This window comes from Saccharophagus degradans 2-40 (genome assembly GCF_000013665.1).
In the GTDB taxonomy this organism is placed as follows: Bacteria; Pseudomonadota; Gammaproteobacteria; order Pseudomonadales; family Cellvibrionaceae; genus Saccharophagus; species Saccharophagus degradans.
On record NC_007912.1, the window covers coordinates 1,991,229 to 2,007,204 of the forward strand.

At 45.9% G+C, this 15,976-nt stretch carries 18 protein-coding genes; 11 read left to right on the forward strand and 7 right to left on the reverse strand.

The annotated features are described in order from the left end of the window. Nucleotides 1–5 precede the first annotated feature (5 nt). Entirely contained in the window at nucleotides 6–545 is a 540-nt protein-coding gene (locus SDE_RS08095; protein ID WP_011468027.1) for a YaeQ family protein, read from the forward strand. A gap of 99 nt (nucleotides 546–644) precedes the next feature. On the opposite strand, the gene SDE_RS08100 is transcribed toward SDE_RS08095, so the two are convergent. Continuing rightward, nucleotides 645–1,547 carry an EamA family transporter gene (locus SDE_RS08100; protein WP_011468028.1) on the reverse strand — a complete coding sequence of 301 codons (903 nt, stop codon included), beginning with the start codon at nucleotides 1,545–1,547 and terminating at the stop codon, nucleotides 645–647. A 210-nt stretch (nucleotides 1,548–1,757) separates the two neighbouring features. Here SDE_RS08100 and SDE_RS08105 point away from each other — a divergent pair, with 210 nt between their 5' ends. From SDE_RS08105 to SDE_RS08120, 4 genes are all read left to right on the forward strand, one after another. Beyond that, nucleotides 1,758–2,162, forward strand: a complete 405-nt coding sequence (locus tag SDE_RS08105) for a YchJ family protein (protein WP_011468029.1) — start codon at nucleotides 1,758–1,760, stop codon at nucleotides 2,160–2,162. A 76-nt stretch (nucleotides 2,163–2,238) separates the two neighbouring features. Beyond that, a complete protein-coding gene (locus tag SDE_RS08110) occupies nucleotides 2,239–3,063 on the forward strand; it encodes a zinc-dependent peptidase (RefSeq protein ID WP_011468030.1) in 825 nt (274 codons plus the stop codon). Nucleotides 3,064–3,177: 114 nt separating this feature from the next. Further along, nucleotides 3,178–4,071: a hypothetical protein gene (locus tag SDE_RS08115; RefSeq protein ID WP_011468031.1), complete on the forward strand. Its 894-nt coding sequence runs from the start codon at nucleotides 3,178–3,180 to the stop codon at nucleotides 4,069–4,071. 67 nt (nucleotides 4,072–4,138) lie between these two features. Next, nucleotides 4,139–5,290: a helix-turn-helix domain-containing protein gene (locus SDE_RS08120; protein ID WP_011468032.1), complete on the forward strand. Its 1,152-nt coding sequence runs from the start codon at nucleotides 4,139–4,141 to the stop codon at nucleotides 5,288–5,290. Nucleotides 5,291–5,478: 188 nt separating this feature from the next. Here SDE_RS08120 and SDE_RS08125 read toward each other — a convergent pair whose 3' ends face one another. The 3 genes from SDE_RS08125 to SDE_RS08135 all read right to left on the reverse strand — a co-directional run bounded on the left by SDE_RS08125 (nucleotide 5,479) and on the right by SDE_RS08135 (nucleotide 7,376). Further along, complete coding sequence (locus SDE_RS08125; RefSeq protein WP_011468033.1) at nucleotides 5,479–6,195, reverse strand: YebC/PmpR family DNA-binding transcriptional regulator; 717 nt, start codon at nucleotides 6,193–6,195, stop codon at nucleotides 5,479–5,481. 150 nt (nucleotides 6,196–6,345) lie between these two features. Continuing rightward, nucleotides 6,346–6,840, reverse strand: coding sequence for a thiol peroxidase (gene tpx / locus SDE_RS08130; protein ID WP_041324431.1), 495 nt, complete (start codon nucleotides 6,838–6,840; stop codon nucleotides 6,346–6,348). Between the two features lie 131 nt (nucleotides 6,841–6,971). Then, entirely contained in the window at nucleotides 6,972–7,376 is a 405-nt protein-coding gene (locus SDE_RS08135; protein ID WP_011468035.1) for an SMI1/KNR4 family protein, read from the reverse strand. Nucleotides 7,377–7,585: 209 nt separating this feature from the next. Here SDE_RS08135 and ylqF point away from each other — a divergent pair, with 209 nt between their 5' ends. Further along, nucleotides 7,586–8,431, forward strand: coding sequence for a ribosome biogenesis GTPase YlqF (gene ylqF / locus SDE_RS08140; RefSeq protein ID WP_011468036.1), 846 nt, complete (start codon nucleotides 7,586–7,588; stop codon nucleotides 8,429–8,431). A gap of 127 nt (nucleotides 8,432–8,558) precedes the next feature. Here ylqF and SDE_RS08145 read toward each other — a convergent pair whose 3' ends face one another. Continuing rightward, nucleotides 8,559–9,182, reverse strand: coding sequence for an FKBP-type peptidyl-prolyl cis-trans isomerase (locus tag SDE_RS08145; protein ID WP_011468037.1), 624 nt, complete (start codon nucleotides 9,180–9,182; stop codon nucleotides 8,559–8,561). Nucleotides 9,183–9,402: 220 nt separating this feature from the next. Between SDE_RS08145 and SDE_RS08150 the strand changes: the two genes are divergently transcribed. Beyond that, a complete protein-coding gene (locus SDE_RS08150) occupies nucleotides 9,403–9,954 on the forward strand; it encodes a DUF1415 domain-containing protein (protein ID WP_011468038.1) in 552 nt (183 codons plus the stop codon). 10 nt (nucleotides 9,955–9,964) lie between these two features. On the opposite strand, the gene SDE_RS08155 is transcribed toward SDE_RS08150, so the two are convergent. Next, on the reverse strand, nucleotides 9,965–10,759 hold the full coding sequence (locus SDE_RS08155; RefSeq protein WP_011468039.1) for a tRNA (adenine(22)-N(1))-methyltransferase: 795 nt from the start codon (nucleotides 10,757–10,759) through the stop codon (nucleotides 9,965–9,967). 45 nt (nucleotides 10,760–10,804) lie between these two features. Here SDE_RS08155 and SDE_RS08160 point away from each other — a divergent pair, with 45 nt between their 5' ends. The 3 genes from SDE_RS08160 (at nucleotide 10,805) to SDE_RS08170 (ending at nucleotide 13,918) form a co-directional block, all read left to right on the forward strand. Next, a complete protein-coding gene (locus tag SDE_RS08160; RefSeq protein WP_011468040.1) occupies nucleotides 10,805–11,665 on the forward strand; it encodes a PA4780 family RIO1-like protein kinase in 861 nt (286 codons plus the stop codon). 234 nt (nucleotides 11,666–11,899) lie between these two features. Further along, nucleotides 11,900–13,495 carry an ABC-F family ATPase gene (locus SDE_RS08165; protein ID WP_011468041.1) on the forward strand — a complete coding sequence of 532 codons (1,596 nt, stop codon included), beginning with the start codon at nucleotides 11,900–11,902 and terminating at the stop codon, nucleotides 13,493–13,495. A gap of 165 nt (nucleotides 13,496–13,660) precedes the next feature. Then, nucleotides 13,661–13,918, forward strand: a complete 258-nt coding sequence (locus SDE_RS08170) for a hypothetical protein (protein ID WP_011468042.1) — start codon at nucleotides 13,661–13,663, stop codon at nucleotides 13,916–13,918. Nucleotides 13,919–13,933: 15 nt separating this feature from the next. Here SDE_RS08170 and SDE_RS08175 read toward each other — a convergent pair whose 3' ends face one another. Further along, nucleotides 13,934–14,491 (reverse strand): YfiR family protein, encoded by a 558-nt coding sequence (locus SDE_RS08175; protein ID WP_143710863.1) that lies wholly within the window; start codon nucleotides 14,489–14,491, stop codon nucleotides 13,934–13,936. 257 nt (nucleotides 14,492–14,748) lie between these two features. Here SDE_RS08175 and SDE_RS08180 point away from each other — a divergent pair, with 257 nt between their 5' ends. Continuing rightward, the gene (locus SDE_RS08180; protein WP_011468044.1) at nucleotides 14,749–15,633 is read left to right on the forward strand and encodes a hypothetical protein; all 885 of its coding nucleotides are present in this window, start codon (nucleotides 14,749–14,751) and stop codon (nucleotides 15,631–15,633) included. The last annotated feature ends 343 nt before the right edge of the window (nucleotides 15,634–15,976 follow it).

A 15,976-nucleotide genomic window follows, 5' to 3' on the forward strand; every position in this document is an offset into this window, starting at 1 on the left:
ACCCTATGGCCCTTAATGCCACAATATACAAATTTGCACTTTCTATTTCGGATTTAAATAGAGACTTCTATAACTCTATGCAGCTAACGGTTGCACAGCACCCGTCGGAAAACGCCGAGCGGATGATGGTGCGTGTGCTGGCTTATTGTTTAGAGGCCTGCGAGGGATTAGCGTTTACCAAAGGTTTATCAACACCTGAAACGCCAGATTTATGGGCCAAGAGCTTAGATGACCAAATAAACCTTTGGGTGGAAGTTGGGGAGCCTGCTGCAGAAAAAATTAAAAAAGCTACGCGTTTAGCCAAAAAAGTAAAGGTGTACACCTTTAATAGCAAATCTGATGTGTGGTGGAGCCAAGAGCAGAAGAAATTAGAGGCGTTAGATGTTTCTGTTGTGCAATTCCCGTGGGACCAAATTCAAAGCGTCACCAAGTTACTTGCTCGCACTATGACTATGTCGGTTACCATTACCGGCGATTCGATATTTGTAAACGCCGATAATGGTGATGCAGAAGTTCATTGGCAAAGGCTTCAAACTACAGAATAAAAGTATTTAGGTTTTTATATAAGCCCAAATTAAACGCTGCTAAATACTCAGAGGCTTAGACAATACTCTCTGTCCTCTGTCTTTCGTCTTCTATCTTCGCTACACATACAAAATAAGCAAAATACTCGCAAAAATACACATTATGCCCACCATTTCTTGCCACTTTATGCGTTCTTTAAAGTAGAAGTGGGTTATACCCAGTGTTATAAAAAATTCTACTTGGCCGAGTGTTTTTACTAGCGCCGGGTTTTGTAAACTCATTGCCGTAAACCAGCCCACAGAGCCTAATGCACTTGTAGCACCTACAAATAGCCCACGCTTTTGTAGGGCCATAAGTTTTTGCCATTGTTTCCTTTCTTTAAAAGTGATGTATATAGCGCAAATAGCCGTTTGAATAATTACCATATACATTAGTGTGAGTGCAGCGCTGTATACTAGCGGCAAGTCCAGCGATAGGCTGGCTTCGCGTAAGCTGAGGCTAGTCCAAGCGAACAGAGCGCCAGAAAGCGTACCGTAAAAAATAGTTGCTGAGCTAATGGATTGGGGTTTACCAATTTTCAAACCCGAAACAAACAATACGCCTACCACGCCAATGAATACCGAAACCCAGCCATATACGTTGAGGTGATCCTGAAAGAAAACAGAAGCAAATAGCGCAACTTGAATAGCTTCTGTTTTAGCAAAGCTGGTTGCTATTGCAAAGTTTTTAAGCGTAAACATTTTTACCATAAACGCTGTGGCAATTATTTGCACTATTGCCGCAACGGTTGCAAATACTAGAAACCGTGCATTATTAAGTTGCGCATAGTTAAAGCTATTTGCCCATTCGGTATTGGTTTGTAAAAGCACCACTAGGTATAGAGCAACAAAAGGAATGCCGTATAAATAACGGGTAAGCGTTGTCGCCATTGGGCTAAGCGCGCGTGACAGGTCTTTTTGTGCCGCGGTGCGCACAGCCTGCATGACTACCGCCATAAGGGTGAAGGCTATCCAAAGCGTCATGAGTTGCTCTTAAATTAATGTAGGTTTATGTAAGTGAATGTAAGCTAATGGAAGTTAAAAGAATACGCGGGTATGGTAGGGCGCAATAGGGTATTCGTCTAATGAATGATTTGTATTGCTCCTATCACTTAATGGAATGCTACTGGCCCGTTTGGTTATTCGGCTTTTGTCTGGCATTATCCGCCTGTTATGTATTTGGGAGTGGTTACAATGAGTGTGTGCCCGTGTACTAGTGGCAAAGCATTTAATACCTGCTGTGGCAGGTTTATATTTTCTTCGAAAGCAGATTTACAGCGTAAGCCCGCGGCCAAAACCCCAGAGCAATTAATGCGCTCTCGCTTTACTGCTTACGCATTAGGTAATTATGGCGATTACTTATTGGCAACATGGTGGCCTTTAACCAGTCAGCATTTAAGCTCGGTTGAGCTTTCGCAAAAAAGTTGCGAATGGGTGCGGTTAGATGTTTTAGAAAAAGGCCAAAAGGGTAACGATGGCTGGGTGAGCTTTTGCGCTTGGTATTTAGATGAAAATGGTAGTGAACAAGCAATGTGCGAACGCTCTACGTTTAAGCGCGAGAATGGGCGTTGGTATTATGTGGATGGCGATGTAAGTTGAGGTTGGCTAATACTCGCTTAGCCGTAATTAATACAACAATAATAGAAATGTACTAACAGTAAAAAGGGATAAACATATGTGGGTAATAATTAAACGCTGGTTGGGGTTGGCGCCGCCGGTGCTACCTGCGTGGCCCAGTGACTGGAGCGAAGTGCTCAATCAAAAGGTTACCTTCTATAGGGTGCTAAGTGCTGCAGATAAAAAAGTATTTGAGCAACGGGTGCAGTTGTTTTTGCATTACACCCAAGTGGAAGCGGGCAGCAGTGCAGTAACCGATGAAGACAGACTGCTTGTGGCCGCCAGTGCGATAATACCCGTATGGGGGTTTCCCCACTGGCATTACTTTAATTTAAAAACTGTGTACCTGCTGGATCAAGCATTTAACGAACAGTTGCAGTTTGGCCAGCCAGACTCCTGTATTACCGGCATGGTTGGTACAGGGCCATTGGCAGGTAAGCTTGTATTAAGTAAGCCGCACTTACATTTAGGGTTTAGCAACGCCAAAGATAAGCACAATGTTGGTATTCACGAATTTGTTCATTTAATAGACATGGCCGACGGCGAGTGCGATGGCTACCCAGAGCGACTTAAGGAGTTTGCATTCTCGGTGCCATGGTTTGAGCTGGTGCGCCGCAAAATAGAAGATATTGACAAGGGTAAGAGCAATATTCGCGATTACGGCGCTACGAATCGAGCCGAATTTTTTGCAGTAGCATCGGAATATTTCTTTGAGCGGCCGGCAATGCTTAAAGATAAGCACCCACAGCTATTTGAATCGCTAACCGCTATTTACAATCAAGATGTATTGCACATTGCGCAAGATATAAAAATCACTAAAAACGCTCAGTGCCCATGTGGCAGTGGTAAGAAGTATAAACGCTGTTGTATGCCTGCAAGCTAACGGTTTTTGTCATTCTCCATCTAAATACACAGTTACACCTCGCCTTTTGTGCACTATAGCGGCCAGCGCAGCAACACTGCGTTCCACAATAGATAGTTAAAGGGAGTGTGTAGTATGAAAAATAATAACTGGCTGGGCCTTACCCACGTTAGGCATGTATGGGCGGGCATTAGTGTTGTAGTCGCTAGCAGCATGTTTTTGGTTGGAAGTGGTAACGCGTACGCTAGCCATGAAAAAAGCATCGGCGAGCGGGCAACGCACCATATCCAAAAGTGGGGGCATAGCAATGCCACGCCATTTAGCTTGAACGGCAAAAGCATTGTATTAACTATCGAAAACGTGAATGCACAGGTGCCGCAAAGCTATCCATCTCAAGGGGTGGTAGTGCGTGACTATAGTCGCAGTCAGGTGGCGGTTAAAACCGTAGGGGATGCGCTTGCTCTGGAAGGTGCTGGCGAATATGTATATAGGGTGCACCGTTGGCACACTGCGGTAGAAAAAGGCACTTCAGCCATTTTTGGCAATCAAGCCTATCGTTTGGAATACAGGTTTGAATCTGCCGCTGGTGGCGAATGGCAGCAGGTTTTCGATAATGGCGATAGCTTAGGTGGGCACTTTACCGTAGCAAAGCATAGTGAGGTGGAGCCTTTCGCGCCTGAATCTACCGCGGGCAAAAGTGTGGCATTGGTTATCGACAGCGCTATCTCCTCGCTGCCTGCGGGTACTCACCCTGCTTCTGGGGTGGTAATACAGTCGTATAATGCCGATGGCACCTATACTGGTTTAGGTTTTGGCCCTGCAACGGTGGATCATTGGGGCACATACGCGTACACCAAAGTTTCAGCTAATACTGCGGTGGAACAAGTGGTTCAGAATACCGACTTTTTTACCCTTCCTTATACTATGGTTTATTCTTTTGACTCATCCACATCGGGTACTTGGTATCAAAACTTTGGTTTTGGCTTAATCATTTTCGGTGGTACTTTCACCTTGTTTGATACTGAATAATTCATTTTTTGGAGATGTATGCGCACGGATGCGATTAAAAATTCACGAGTAGGGCAGCAGCGTTTTGATGGATGAATGGCTAAAGTTTTTATTTATTTGCTCCCTTTGCTTGGGGGCGTGGACGAGCGTGAACCTTTGGGTGAATCACGCTGGCCCTAAAAAAGTACGCCAGTTTACGGGCGTATTTGTGCTTGTATTACTTGTTCCCCCTTTGGTTGGTTATTTGCAGCTGATTAGTGCAGAAATACCTGCATTTTTTTCGTTTGTGCGTTCCACGCTTACATGGTGGTATGGGCCGCTTATGTATTTTATTGCGCGTGAAATGTTGTTATTACCAAATACACCGCGTGGCATAGCGAACCATATGTGCGCAGTTTGTGGTTTGTTTGTGGTCACCCAATTATTAATAAGTAGTGCAATACCCTATGGTTATTTCGTTATAGTAACCGCTGTGGTGGCTGCCTATTGTACGCTTGCGGGCCATACCTTAGTAAAAAACGCATCGCGCTTACGCAGGCTTAATAGTAGCTATCGAAAATCTACTTTTTATTGGTTGCAATATTTATTGGCAGGCTTGTTATTGCTGTGTGCAATGGATATAGGTGTGCTAGTAGCTCTACACTCAAATGTGCATTTAGACTTTTTAGCGCTCAATAGCATTGCATGCGTATTTGCTATTTATGTAAACGGTATAGTGTTATTTACTCTAATTAAACCCGCGCTTTTTGAACTAGATGACGCACAAACAATTGAACACGTACAAACCAATACAGGCGAGCAGCATAAAATAAGCGAAGTCGCCGCAGACGAATCACCAGCAGCCAAGAATAATGTGCGTTACTTGGAGTTGAGTGATCAAGTTGCAACTACGCTAATTAATACCCTTGCAACAATAATGGAAACTGATAAGCCCCACTTAGAGCCAGACGAAAATTTAACAAGCATGGCTGGGCGGTTGGGAATAACCACGCACATGTTTTCTGAGCTTTTAAACGTACACTTACATACCAACTTTTACGATTGGATGAATAGCTATCGCTTTAACGCCGCGCTGTTATTACTGCAAGATCAAACCGTAAATTACTCCGTAACCGATATTGCTTTTCAGGCAGGGTTTAATAATAGGAATAGTTTTTACCGTGTGTTCAAATCGAACTTAGGCATTACACCCGCGCAGTATCGCAAACAGTATAAAGCCGAATTGCAAAAGCAGGCCTAGGTGGTAAACGTAAGTGGGGCTAGGTTTTAAACGTATTATGGAGCAATGGGTTTGGTGGTAGAGGATAGAGTCATAAAAAGAGAGAAGAGATAAGAGAGAAAAGAGAAAAGAGAAAAGAGAAGAAAAAAGAGCCAAGAGATAGGGCGCCTGCTTTGGCTAAGCGCCCTATAGTAGCGTTACGTTAACGCTTAGTATTCAGCGTTATGGTAAACGTTTTGCACATCGTCCAAGTCGTCTAGCATACTTAAGAATTTTTCGAATACTTCAATGTCGTCGCCGCTAATTGCGGTTTGGGTTTGTGGTACAAATTGAATTTCGTCCACTTCAAATTCGGCGCCGTTGGTCACTTCGGCCAAGGCGGTTTTCGCTTTGCCGTATTCAGTGTGGGGTGTAAATACCGTAATTTTACCGTCTTCACACTCTATATCGGTCACATCGACATCGGCCATCATTAACGCTTCTAAAATGGCTTCTTCGTCGTCACCGGCAAACACAAAAATCGCACAGTGGTCGAACATGTGCATTACCGTGCCTTGGCTGCCTATTTTGGCTTTAGCCTTGTTAAAGCAGGTGCGCACGTCGCCGTAGGTGCGGTTAGGGTTGTCGGTTAGGCAATCCACAATAACCATGCAGTTGCCTGGGCCAAAGCCCTCGTAGCGTGCGGTAGCAAAGTCTTCGCCGCCACCGCCTTTTGCTTTGTCTATGGCTTTTTGAATAACGTGGCTGGGTACTTGGTCTTTTTTGGCTCTGTCTAGCAGGCTGCGCAAGCTCAAGTTGCCATCTGGGTCTACGCCGCCAGATTTGGCACACGTGTATATTTCACGGCTGTATTTACTGTAAACCTTGGCGTTCTGATCCGAGGTTTTCGCCATGGATTCTTTACGGTTTTGGAAGGCTCTGCCCATCACGCGCTCTCTTATTCTGGTTTGGAAAGCCGTGGATTCTAACCGCTTTTACGCATAAATTTAAGCGTGTTTGATGGTTGAGTTGGCAGGAGGGGAAAGAAAAGTTGAAATTCGGCGATTACACAGGGGGTAATCGCCGGAATAGCACGCTTATAGTGCGGCTAAAGCTGCTTCGTAGTTAGGCTCATCTACGGTTTCTGCTACTTGCTCTACGTAAGCTACTTTGCCGCTTTCGTCGATAACAACAATGCTACGTGAGTACAAGCCAGCCAAAGGACCGTCTTGGAAGGCAACGCCGTAATCGGCACCAAAGCTAGAGCGGAAGCCAGATGCTGAATCTACTTTATCTATGCCTTCTGCACCGCAAAAACGGCCTAGGGCGAAAGGTAAGTCTAAAGATACACACAGTACAGCGGTGTTTTCTAAGCTTGCTGCTTTTTCGTTAAAAGTGCGTACGGATGTGGCACAGGTGCCGGTATCTACTGATGGAAAAATGTTCAAGATGAGCTTTTTGCCGGCAAAGTCTGCAAGCGATACTTCGCTCAAATCGGTTTTAACAAGTTTGAAGTCTGGGGCGGCGCTGCCTGCTGAAGGTAGGTTGCCAACGGTATTAAATGCATTGCCTTTTAGGGTAACTGTAGCCATGTGTAACTCCATTTGGTGAGGCGCACCTTTGTAAGGGCGCTTAAGTTGAAAGGGGCTGGGTTAAAGAGCCCCTAAATATAAATATTGATTGTGAACACTTATATTGTGACGCGAATTTATTTTTAAAGGGGCTAGCTCTCTAGCCATACATCGCGCACCCACTGCCATACATCTTCTGCAACGGATTCCATGTCGTCGTCGCCTTCCCACAAAAACACTTCGCCATCTTCTGCTACGCAATAAACATTATCGCCGTCTACACATAGGGGGATCATTTCACGCGGCATACCGCGAGACCAAGCTTCGGCGGCTACTTCTGGCAGGTAGGTGTGGCTGTTGCGATCGGCTACCGTAACAGGCTCTAAACGCCCATATATGCAGTTGCTAGAGTGCAGCAGGTAATCTCTAAAATCGGCGGGCACAGATATTAGCATGGCTTCGTGTGCTTCAACTATGTCGTCCATTGTGGGCAGCTCTAACGGGTAGGCCGTTTTTAAAGAGCGGGCGGCAAGCATTTCGGCAATTTCATTAATCACAGGGTATCCTCAATAACATGGTGTTAACGGATGAAGGACGCTGCCCGTGTGGCTAGGCGGGTTTGCGTGTATTATAGCGGCCTTAACGGCAAGCTTGGCTTATGTATGCGCTTTTTTGCGCTATTTCAAGCTTGGCGGTTAACCCTATTTTCTTTCGGCGCGATTATATCGGTCTATTGAAGAATAAGCAGGTTTTATTAAGGTAGCGTATGTTAATTAATTGGTATCCGGGCCATATGAATAAGGCGCGGAACAAAGTAAAAGAAATTATGCCCGCGGTGGATGTAGTTATTGAAGTGCTGGATGCGCGACTGCCAGCTTCGAGCACCAACCCCATGATAGAAACCCTGCGTGGCGACAAACCCTACCTAAAGGTGCTGAGTAAATCGGACCTCGCTGACCCTACTATTACTAAGGCTTGGCAGGCGTTTTTTCGCGAGCAGCGCAATATGGATTCCTTGGCGATTACTACCGATAAGGTATCCATAGCCAAAACTATCCCCGATCGTATTCGCAAGCTATTACCTAATAGGGGCACGTCTTTAAAGCCCATTCGCGCATTAATTATGGGTATTCCCAATGTGGGTAAATCCACCCTTATTAATACGCTGGCGGGCAAAAAAATTGCACCGGTTGGCAACGAGCCTGCGGTAACCAAAGCGCAACAAAAAATACGTATTTCCGATAACTTCTTTTTAATAGACACCCCAGGAATGACCTGGCCTGGCTCTAAAAACGAAATGATCAATTACCGGTTGGCGGCTAGTGGTGCCATACGCGATACCGCATTGGAGTACGATGATTTAGCGGTATTCGCTATGGATTACATGCTGCAACGCTACCCAGAGGCAATACGCAAACGCTACCAGTTTGATGAGCTTTGTGAATCGGCCACGGCAATGCTAGAAGAGTTAGCCATGAAGCGGGGCTGTAAGAAAAACGGTTTGCCCGACTTAACCCGTATTGGCGAATTGTTTGTACGCGAGCTGCGCGCAGGTAAATTGGGGCGGTTCAGCCTAGAAGAACCTTTGGTAAGCTATAGAAAAAGAGAGTAATTGCTTGATAGGTTTGTAAAGCTGTAGTTCGCAAAGTAGTAACGTATTTAAGCAAATAAAAAAGGGGAGGCGCCTAAACGCTTCCCCTTTTTTTGTGTTCGCGAACTTACCGTTCACGTAGAATTGCTTAGGCAACAATTTCCAACAATTCAACGTCGAACACAAGTGCTGCGAAAGGCTTAATTGCGCCGCCAGCACCGCGCTCGCCGTAGGCTAGCTGGTAAGGGATAGATAAGCGCCATTTAGAGCCTACTGGCATCAATTGTAGGGCTTCGGTCCAGCCTGCGATTACACCGTTAACGGGGAATTCTGCTGGTTGGCCGCGCTCTACAGAGCTGTCAAACACAGTGCCGTCAATTAAGGTGCCGTGGTAGTGAGTTTTAACGGTTGAAGTGGCTTTTGGTTTTTCGCCAGTGCCTTCGGTTAAAATTTCGTACTGCAAGCCAGATTCGGTAACAGTTACGCCTTCTTTTTTGGCGTTCTCAGCTAAAAAGGCTTCGCCTTCAGCGCCCATTGTTTTTGCGCGCTCTTTTTCTTCGGCTTCAAGTTTTTCGCGGATAACGCGGAAAGCTTCGTTTAAATCTTCTGGGCTTACTGGGCTTTCTTTGCCCTCAAGCGCGTCTATTACACCCTGTGCAACGGCAGATGGTTCAACGCCTTCGAAAGGGTTGCTGGCAAGTTGGTCGCCCATTTGACGGCCGATGCCGTAGCTTACACGTTGTTCAACGGTGGTGTATTGGTTATCCGACATGAAAAAACCTCGTTTACGGATGAAAAGAAAAGCTTTCGCAAAATTAAAGGCGCGCAGTCTACCACGGCTTGCAAAGGCTTGCTGTGCAGATGCCAAAATGGGCGCAAAATCGCACATATTTGGCAATAAATAAGTGGTTAATACCCAGTTTTAGGTACAACGCAGCGGGAAATAACCGTTCGAGGGGTGTATCATCTGCGCCAAAATTAGAGGGCAAAAGATGGAAGATTCAACGCAAGCAGTAGTAAATAGCGTAAAGCAATGGCTAGCCAATGTGGTTATTGGGTTAAACCTTTGCCCCTTTGCGGGTAAGCCTACTGCAGAGGGTAAGGTGCGGTTTAGCGTCAGCAGCGCTGTGGATGAAGAGCAGCTAATAAACGAGCTAAAAGCAGAGCTAGAGTTGTTGGACACTAAGCCAGAAGTAGAAACTACCTTGCTAATACTGCCCAGCTACCTTGATGATTTTTATGAGTACAACAACTTTTTAGATTGGGTAGATGGCCTGCTGCAAAAATATAAATGGGAAGGCGTGTACCAAGTGGCGAGTTTCCACCCCAAATATTGTTTTGCTGGGGCGCATCCAGACGACGCGGAAAACCTGACTAACCGTTCGCCATACCCCTTATTGCATCTTATTCGCGAGGCCAGCCTAGAGGCTGTACTGGCGCATTACCCCAACCCAGACGAAATACCCGAGCGCAATATTGACACGGTAGAAGGCCTAAGCGCCGAGCAAACTCGCGCGCTGTTTCCCTATTTGTTTAGCCGATAATGGCTAGCTTTTATTCGCCAAACAGCTTGTGTTTAAGCGCTTGGTAAGCGGCTAAAGCCTGCTGGTTGAATGCCGTAGGCGAATATTGGCTCAACGCGCCGTAGTGCTTAATAAGCTTATCAATATAGATGCGTTTGTCCTGTGTGGCAGGTAGCCATAGCGCATCGCCCACCTCGCTAGGCGGCGTGGGCGCGGCGGGTTGATAACGTAAAAACATATGCTCGTGGTGGCGGCCTTTATCTGACACAAACTCTTCTTCAATAAGTGTAAAAGGCATTGCCTGTAATGCGCGGCGCAGCGAAAAAACATGCTTGTTGGGGCTTATAAGCATATCTATTTGTTGATGTGGGCTAGGGGGCAGCGCCTGGATGGCAGGTAATATGCTTTGAATGATAGAGGCTACGGTTTCACCGCCAACACCTGCAATAATAAAAAGCTGCTTTGCCTGCTTGGCCAGCCGGATGTGCTCGGCAGGGGTGAGGCAAATACTTAAGTTGCCATCTTGCCTATGTGCATATTGGGTTTGTAATTTATCTACAATAGGTTCAACCTGATCAACTAAGTGCACATGTGTGCCGTAAGCTGTAGTGGCTTGATGCAGGTGTAAGCCAAGCAAGCCGTGATCGCAGCATAGGTCCCAAATTACATTGTAATCTGGTGTGCGTTGCGCCCAGTTGTAAAGGTGCACCAGCCTAGGCCTAAGTTGCCTTAAGGGCTGAATGTCGGTGCTGTTGGCAAAAGTGTCTAGCATAAATAAAAGTAGAATAAGCGAATGGAATTGGCGCAGTATAACGCCTTTGACCACTTTTTGACGGTTCCCTAACTGTGAGGACTAAGGTATAACGGGCGAATGAAAACACCAAAACGCATACAACCCCTAATTGAAGACGGCATTGTCGACGAAGTATTAAGCTCGCTAATGAGCGGTAAAGAAGCTTCCGTTTACATTGTGCGGTGCGGCGATGAAATTCGTTGCGCAAAAGTATACAAAGATGCCGCCCAGCGCAGTTTTAAAAAAGCCTCTCAATACCAAGAAGGGCGCAAGGTACGTAACAGTCGCCGCGCAAGAGCAATAGAAAAGGGCTCTAAATTTGGTAAAGGCCAGCAAGAAGAAGAGTGGCAAAACGCAGAGGTAGATGCACTGTATCGCTTGGCGCGAGCGGGTGTACGTGTGCCCACCCCCTACGGCTGTTTCGACGGCGTGCTGGTGATGGAGCTAGTCACCAACGATGATGGCGAAGTTGCCCCACGCCTAAACGACGTAGCCATGTCTCCCGAGCAGGCAATAGAAGATCATACGGTAATGATGCATTACATTAAGCTAATGCTTTGCGAAGGCTTAGTGCACGGGGATTTATCTGAATTTAATGTTCTGGTAGACGATTACGGCCCAGTGATTATCGATTTACCCCAGGCTGTTGATGCCTCGGCAAATAACCATGCTGAGTGGATGCTAGAGCGCGATATTAATAAAATTACCCAGTACTACGCCCAGTTTGCCCCCGAGCTATTAGACACCCGCTACGCCAAAGAAATGTGGGCTATTTATGAAGATGGCGAACTCACACCCGATACCGAGCTAACCGGTGAATTTGAAGACGATAGCGAAGCGGCCGATGTGGATGCTGTGCTTAGCGAAATTAAAGCCGTACTGGCCGAAGAGCGCGAGCGCCAAGAGAGGCTGAACGCCGAAGAGGAAGACGGCTTTTAGGCGCATTTGCCTGATTTTCCACTTGGTTTTACACTTTTCCCCTCCTTTAGCCGCACATTCACCCCGGTGCGGCATAACTTGTCTACAAGTGTTTACTGTTTAATACAGGTTCTGTTTGGCGTCTAAATGCCGACAAAATGAGCGCAGCTGTCGACTTGGCGAGCTCAACTCCTTATAGTACGCACCTCCGAGCGCAGCTCGCCTAATACACTTCTTTATTCTCAGGGTATCCCGTTGATTTCTACCGCAAATATCACCATGCAGTTTGGTGCCAAGCCCCTATTCGAAAATATTTCCGTAAAGTTTGGCGATGGTAATCGCTATGGCCTAATAGGTGCCAATGGCTGCGGTAAATCCACCTTTATGAAAATATTGGATGGCTCACTTACCCCTTCGGCTGGCAACGTTTCTATTTCCCCCAACGAGCGCGTGGGTAAGTTAAGCCAAGACCAGTTCGCCTTCGAAAAATACTCTGTAATCGACACCGTTATTATGGGCCACTCGGAATTGTGGCGAGTTAAGCAAGAGCGCGACCGCATATACGGCTTGCCAGAAATGAGCGAAGAAGATGGCATGGCCGTGGCCGAGCTAGAAGTGCAATTTGCCGAAATGGACGGCTACAGTGCAGAAAGCCGCGCTGGCGAAATATTACTGGGTGCCGGTATCGAGCTAGACCTACACTTCGGCCCAATGAGTGAAGTGGCCCCAGGTTTGAAACTACGTGTATTGTTGGCGCAGGCGCTATTTTCTGACCCCGATATATTGCTGCTCGACGAACCGACCAACAACTTGGATATTAATACCATTCGCTGGTTAGAAGGCGTATTGAACCAGCGCGAAAGCACCATGATTATTATTTCGCACGACCGTCACTTTCTGAACTCTGTGTGTACCCATATGGCAGACATCGACTACGGCGAGTTGCGTGTATACCCAGGCACCTACGACGACTACATGATGGCTGCCGAGCAAGCGCGCGAGCGATTACATTCCGAAAACGCCAAGAAAAAAGCCCAAATTGCCGACCTGCAGCAGTTTGTGAGCCGCTTCTCTGCCAACGCTTCCAAAGCTAAGCAGGCCACTTCGCGCGCTAAACGCTTAGAAAAAATCAAGCTGGATGAAGTAAAAGCCTCGAGCCGTGTAAGCCCATTTATTCGCTTTAAGCAAGATAAAAAACTGCACAGACAAGCCGTTGTTATTGAAAACCTTGCGCACGGGTTTGAAGATAACCCGCTATTTGCCAAAGGTAACTTAATTTTAGAGGCCGGTTCACGCTTGGCGGTAATTGGCGAAAACGGTGCGGGTAAAACCACCTTTTTGCGTTGCTTAATGAACGAGCTAACCCCGCAAAGCGGTAAAATCCAGTGGGCAGAAAGTGCAACCTTGGGGTACTGCCCGCAAGATAGCTCCGCGGATTTTGATACCGATTTAAACCTGTTTGATTGGATGAGCCAGTGGCGTAAGCCCAGCCACGACGATCAAATTGTGCGCGCAACGCTAGGGCGGCTGTTGTTTTCTGCTGATGATTTCGCAAAAAAAGTACAGGTGTGTTCCGGTGGTGAGAAAAACCGACTATTGTTTGGTAAATTAATGATGCAAGACACCAACGTACTGGTAATGGATGAGCCAACAAACCACTTAGATATGGAATCTATTGAGGCGCTTAACCTTGCACTAGAGCATTACGACGGCACCTTGATTTTCGTGAGTCACGATAGGGAATTTGTATCGTCGCTGGCTACTCGCGTAATAGAAATAAAAGATCAGCAGCTGGTGGATTTCCAAGGTACCTACGAAGAGTACCTAGCAAGCCAAGAAGCACTGGCGTAAGCGTTACCTATTACTAGGCCAGTGGCATAAACAGTGGCATAAAGGTCAACTCAATGTTTAAATTGGGTTGACCTCCTATTTTCGTCAATTACTTTTCGCCTGTGATCTGCAACTTGAAACTGTTAGCTATTATTTACCCTCTATAAAAAACATAGCGAGCCTTTTATGCCTTCTCCCTTTACGGATAAAACCAAACCCCTGTATTTAGAGCGTATGAATACTGCGTTAGAGGTGCACGGAGACTTTCTTCAGGGGATGGCATTTACCGATATAGAGCTGCACGGCAATACACTCATATTTACCGTTAAACCAACCGGTATTTGCAATCAGCCACAGCAATTAAAAGCGTTTACGGATATTGCCAATATTCTTACCCTTAGCGGCGATACGCTAAAATTTGAAATTGTAGAAGCTATGGGGTAGTACGGGGGTAGTGCGTTAATCATTTTTAGGTGCAGTATTGCGCTTAATAGTGCGCGCCAGTGCCAGTAAGTCCGAGTCTAAAAATAATCCATTCGAAAGCGCATTGTTAATATTTACATCAAACTCAAGCCTGTCTTTGGTGCGCAGAATATTAATAATTCCGCCGTTATCGGTAAAACCTTCCCGTTCGCCCACGCTAAGCACATATACATATTGGATCTGACTCCACAAGGTGGGTAAATCTATGCGCTTATCATCGCCTACATACAAAATATGGCAGCCAGAATAAATGTCGTTAATGGTGTTGCCAATAATAAACGTAAGCTCACGCTGGCCCACAATACTGCCAGAAAACGAAAGCAAATAGGCCGCAAATGGCACGTCGCCATATAAACAGAGCTTTATTGAAGAGTTAGGGCCTTCAAACGCATCGCTGGGCCACTCTACGTAATTTACAAAGTTATAAATAAACTGCGCTTTTACCTGCTGCTGTGCTTCCGCATTGGCGGCGTGAGAGGGTAAGGCACCTAATAGTAGGGCTAGCGGGCCGAGTAGGTGCAATCTTATAACCATGCGAAGTGCTTTGGTTAATATATTTATGCGATGCGTTATAAGGCGAGTGGATAAAAGACTGTGTGTAGAACGTTGCAAACAAAATGGCATGGGTGCTCTCGGCTAATAGCTAGGCGTGGTTTAAGTATAGGCGAGCTTCACAAATAGTCGATATAAGCCATATGGCTTAGGCCGTTTTAGTGCCATTAGGCCAATTACGCTGCTGCGGCAAGGTCCGTAAACTACTCCCATATTCACGAAATTTGGAGTTAAGTCTCATGCCAGTGTTAAAAATGTCTCAGCCAGTTAGCGAAGTGGGGATTCCATTGCTTACCACTGCGGTGAGCAACGACGACATTCGCAAGCAGGCTTCTAAATTGGGTTACGAAAACGACCGGTTAAAGCGAGTGTTAGATACTCAAATAACCAGTGTTGAATCGTTAATGCACAGCAACACACATTTGCGTGCAGAAAGAGAGCGCTTTACCAAAGAATTAACGAAATACAAGCATGAGATTAGTATGCTTGAGCAAGAATACGAGAAAGTACTGGTTAAGCACGACACACTTACAGAGAGCTACCGTGCAAAATTGAACCTAATGGAAGTTAGCTTACAAGAAGCTAATGGCCAAACTTATGCTGCCAAGGTAATTATAGATCGCCAAAACACCAAGATGCTCGAAAAAGATATTTATATTCGCGAGTTAGTCGAGCAACAGCGAGTATTAAAAAAGCAGTTGAGCGCGCAGCAAAAGAAAGCACCAGTTAAACAGGCCGACGTGGCCAGTAAAACCGTCGCCAACACCGCAACAGGTGACGTTAACGGCGTGGTAAAGGCTTTTGTAAACACGCTCTCGCAATTAACCATGCGCGATTATTCCTTGCCGAAATTGAAATTGTCTATGCCGGTATTTAGCAACGAAGAAAAGCAACTTGTGCAAATAGAAGCTAAAAAACTCGTTTCACTGGGGGTGCCAGGTGAAATGTTAAAAAATAAATTTGATAGTTTGGCAAGCGAACTTAAAGCGCGCGCCGATAAGCGTAAAATTGAAGCACTTAAAAAACGTCGTTCTAAGTTGTGGAACAATAATCAGGCCGCAGGCGTAGTAAGCGCGTGGAAAAAAATTGATGTTGTTGATTTTACCAATGTAGCAGAAAACTAATTTATTACCCTTTCCAATAGTAATGTTTACCCAGCGCACGCTGGGTTTTTTTTTCCAAAATTCTGCAAACTTGGTTGGCACTAAGTAGGCCCGATAGAGCGCAGATGCCATCAGGCTTTTGGGGTTGGTTATCGGTAAATGTTTTCACTACAAACCACCCCAGAACGCATGCGCTTTAATTATCGTTCTTTGATATAAATATTTGTTTAATCGACTAGATCGCCTGATGGCAGCTTTGCTTTATCAGGCCTACTGGGTGTTGTAAGTAAGGCTTTGAGTAAGTGGGGAACTTGTATTTATAGGTTTATATCAAAGCGGTTGGATGGTATTGGTAGGCCCGATA

What these genes read in the sequence shown, in the direction of transcription:
- SDE_RS08095 (WP_011468027.1), top strand. Translation starts at nt 6, where the DNA reads ATGGCCCTTAATGCCACAATATACAAATTTGCACTTTCTATTTCGGAT.
- SDE_RS08100 (WP_011468028.1), bottom strand. Translation starts at nt 1,547, where the DNA reads ATGACGCTTTGGATAGCCTTCACCCTTATGGCGGTAGTCATGCAGGCT.
- SDE_RS08105 (WP_011468029.1), top strand. Translation starts at nt 1,758, where the DNA reads ATGAGTGTGTGCCCGTGTACTAGTGGCAAAGCATTTAATACCTGCTGT.
- SDE_RS08110 (WP_011468030.1), top strand. Translation starts at nt 2,239, where the DNA reads ATGTGGGTAATAATTAAACGCTGGTTGGGGTTGGCGCCGCCGGTGCTA.
- SDE_RS08115 (WP_011468031.1), top strand. Translation starts at nt 3,178, where the DNA reads ATGAAAAATAATAACTGGCTGGGCCTTACCCACGTTAGGCATGTATGG.
- SDE_RS08120 (WP_011468032.1), top strand. Translation starts at nt 4,139, where the DNA reads ATGGATGAATGGCTAAAGTTTTTATTTATTTGCTCCCTTTGCTTGGGG.
- SDE_RS08125 (WP_011468033.1), bottom strand. Translation starts at nt 6,195, where the DNA reads ATGGGCAGAGCCTTCCAAAACCGTAAAGAATCCATGGCGAAAACCTCG.
- tpx (WP_041324431.1), bottom strand. Translation starts at nt 6,840, where the DNA reads ATGGCTACAGTTACCCTAAAAGGCAATGCATTTAATACCGTTGGCAAC.
- ylqF (WP_011468036.1), top strand. Translation starts at nt 7,586, where the DNA reads ATGTTAATTAATTGGTATCCGGGCCATATGAATAAGGCGCGGAACAAA.
- SDE_RS08145 (WP_011468037.1), bottom strand. Translation starts at nt 9,182, where the DNA reads ATGTCGGATAACCAATACACCACCGTTGAACAACGTGTAAGCTACGGC.
- SDE_RS08150 (WP_011468038.1), top strand. Translation starts at nt 9,403, where the DNA reads ATGGAAGATTCAACGCAAGCAGTAGTAAATAGCGTAAAGCAATGGCTA.
- SDE_RS08160 (WP_011468040.1), top strand. Translation starts at nt 10,805, where the DNA reads ATGAAAACACCAAAACGCATACAACCCCTAATTGAAGACGGCATTGTC.
- SDE_RS08170 (WP_011468042.1), top strand. Translation starts at nt 13,661, where the DNA reads ATGCCTTCTCCCTTTACGGATAAAACCAAACCCCTGTATTTAGAGCGT.
- SDE_RS08175 (WP_143710863.1), bottom strand. Translation starts at nt 14,491, where the DNA reads ATGGTTATAAGATTGCACCTACTCGGCCCGCTAGCCCTACTATTAGGT.
- SDE_RS08180 (WP_011468044.1), top strand. Translation starts at nt 14,749, where the DNA reads ATGCCAGTGTTAAAAATGTCTCAGCCAGTTAGCGAAGTGGGGATTCCA.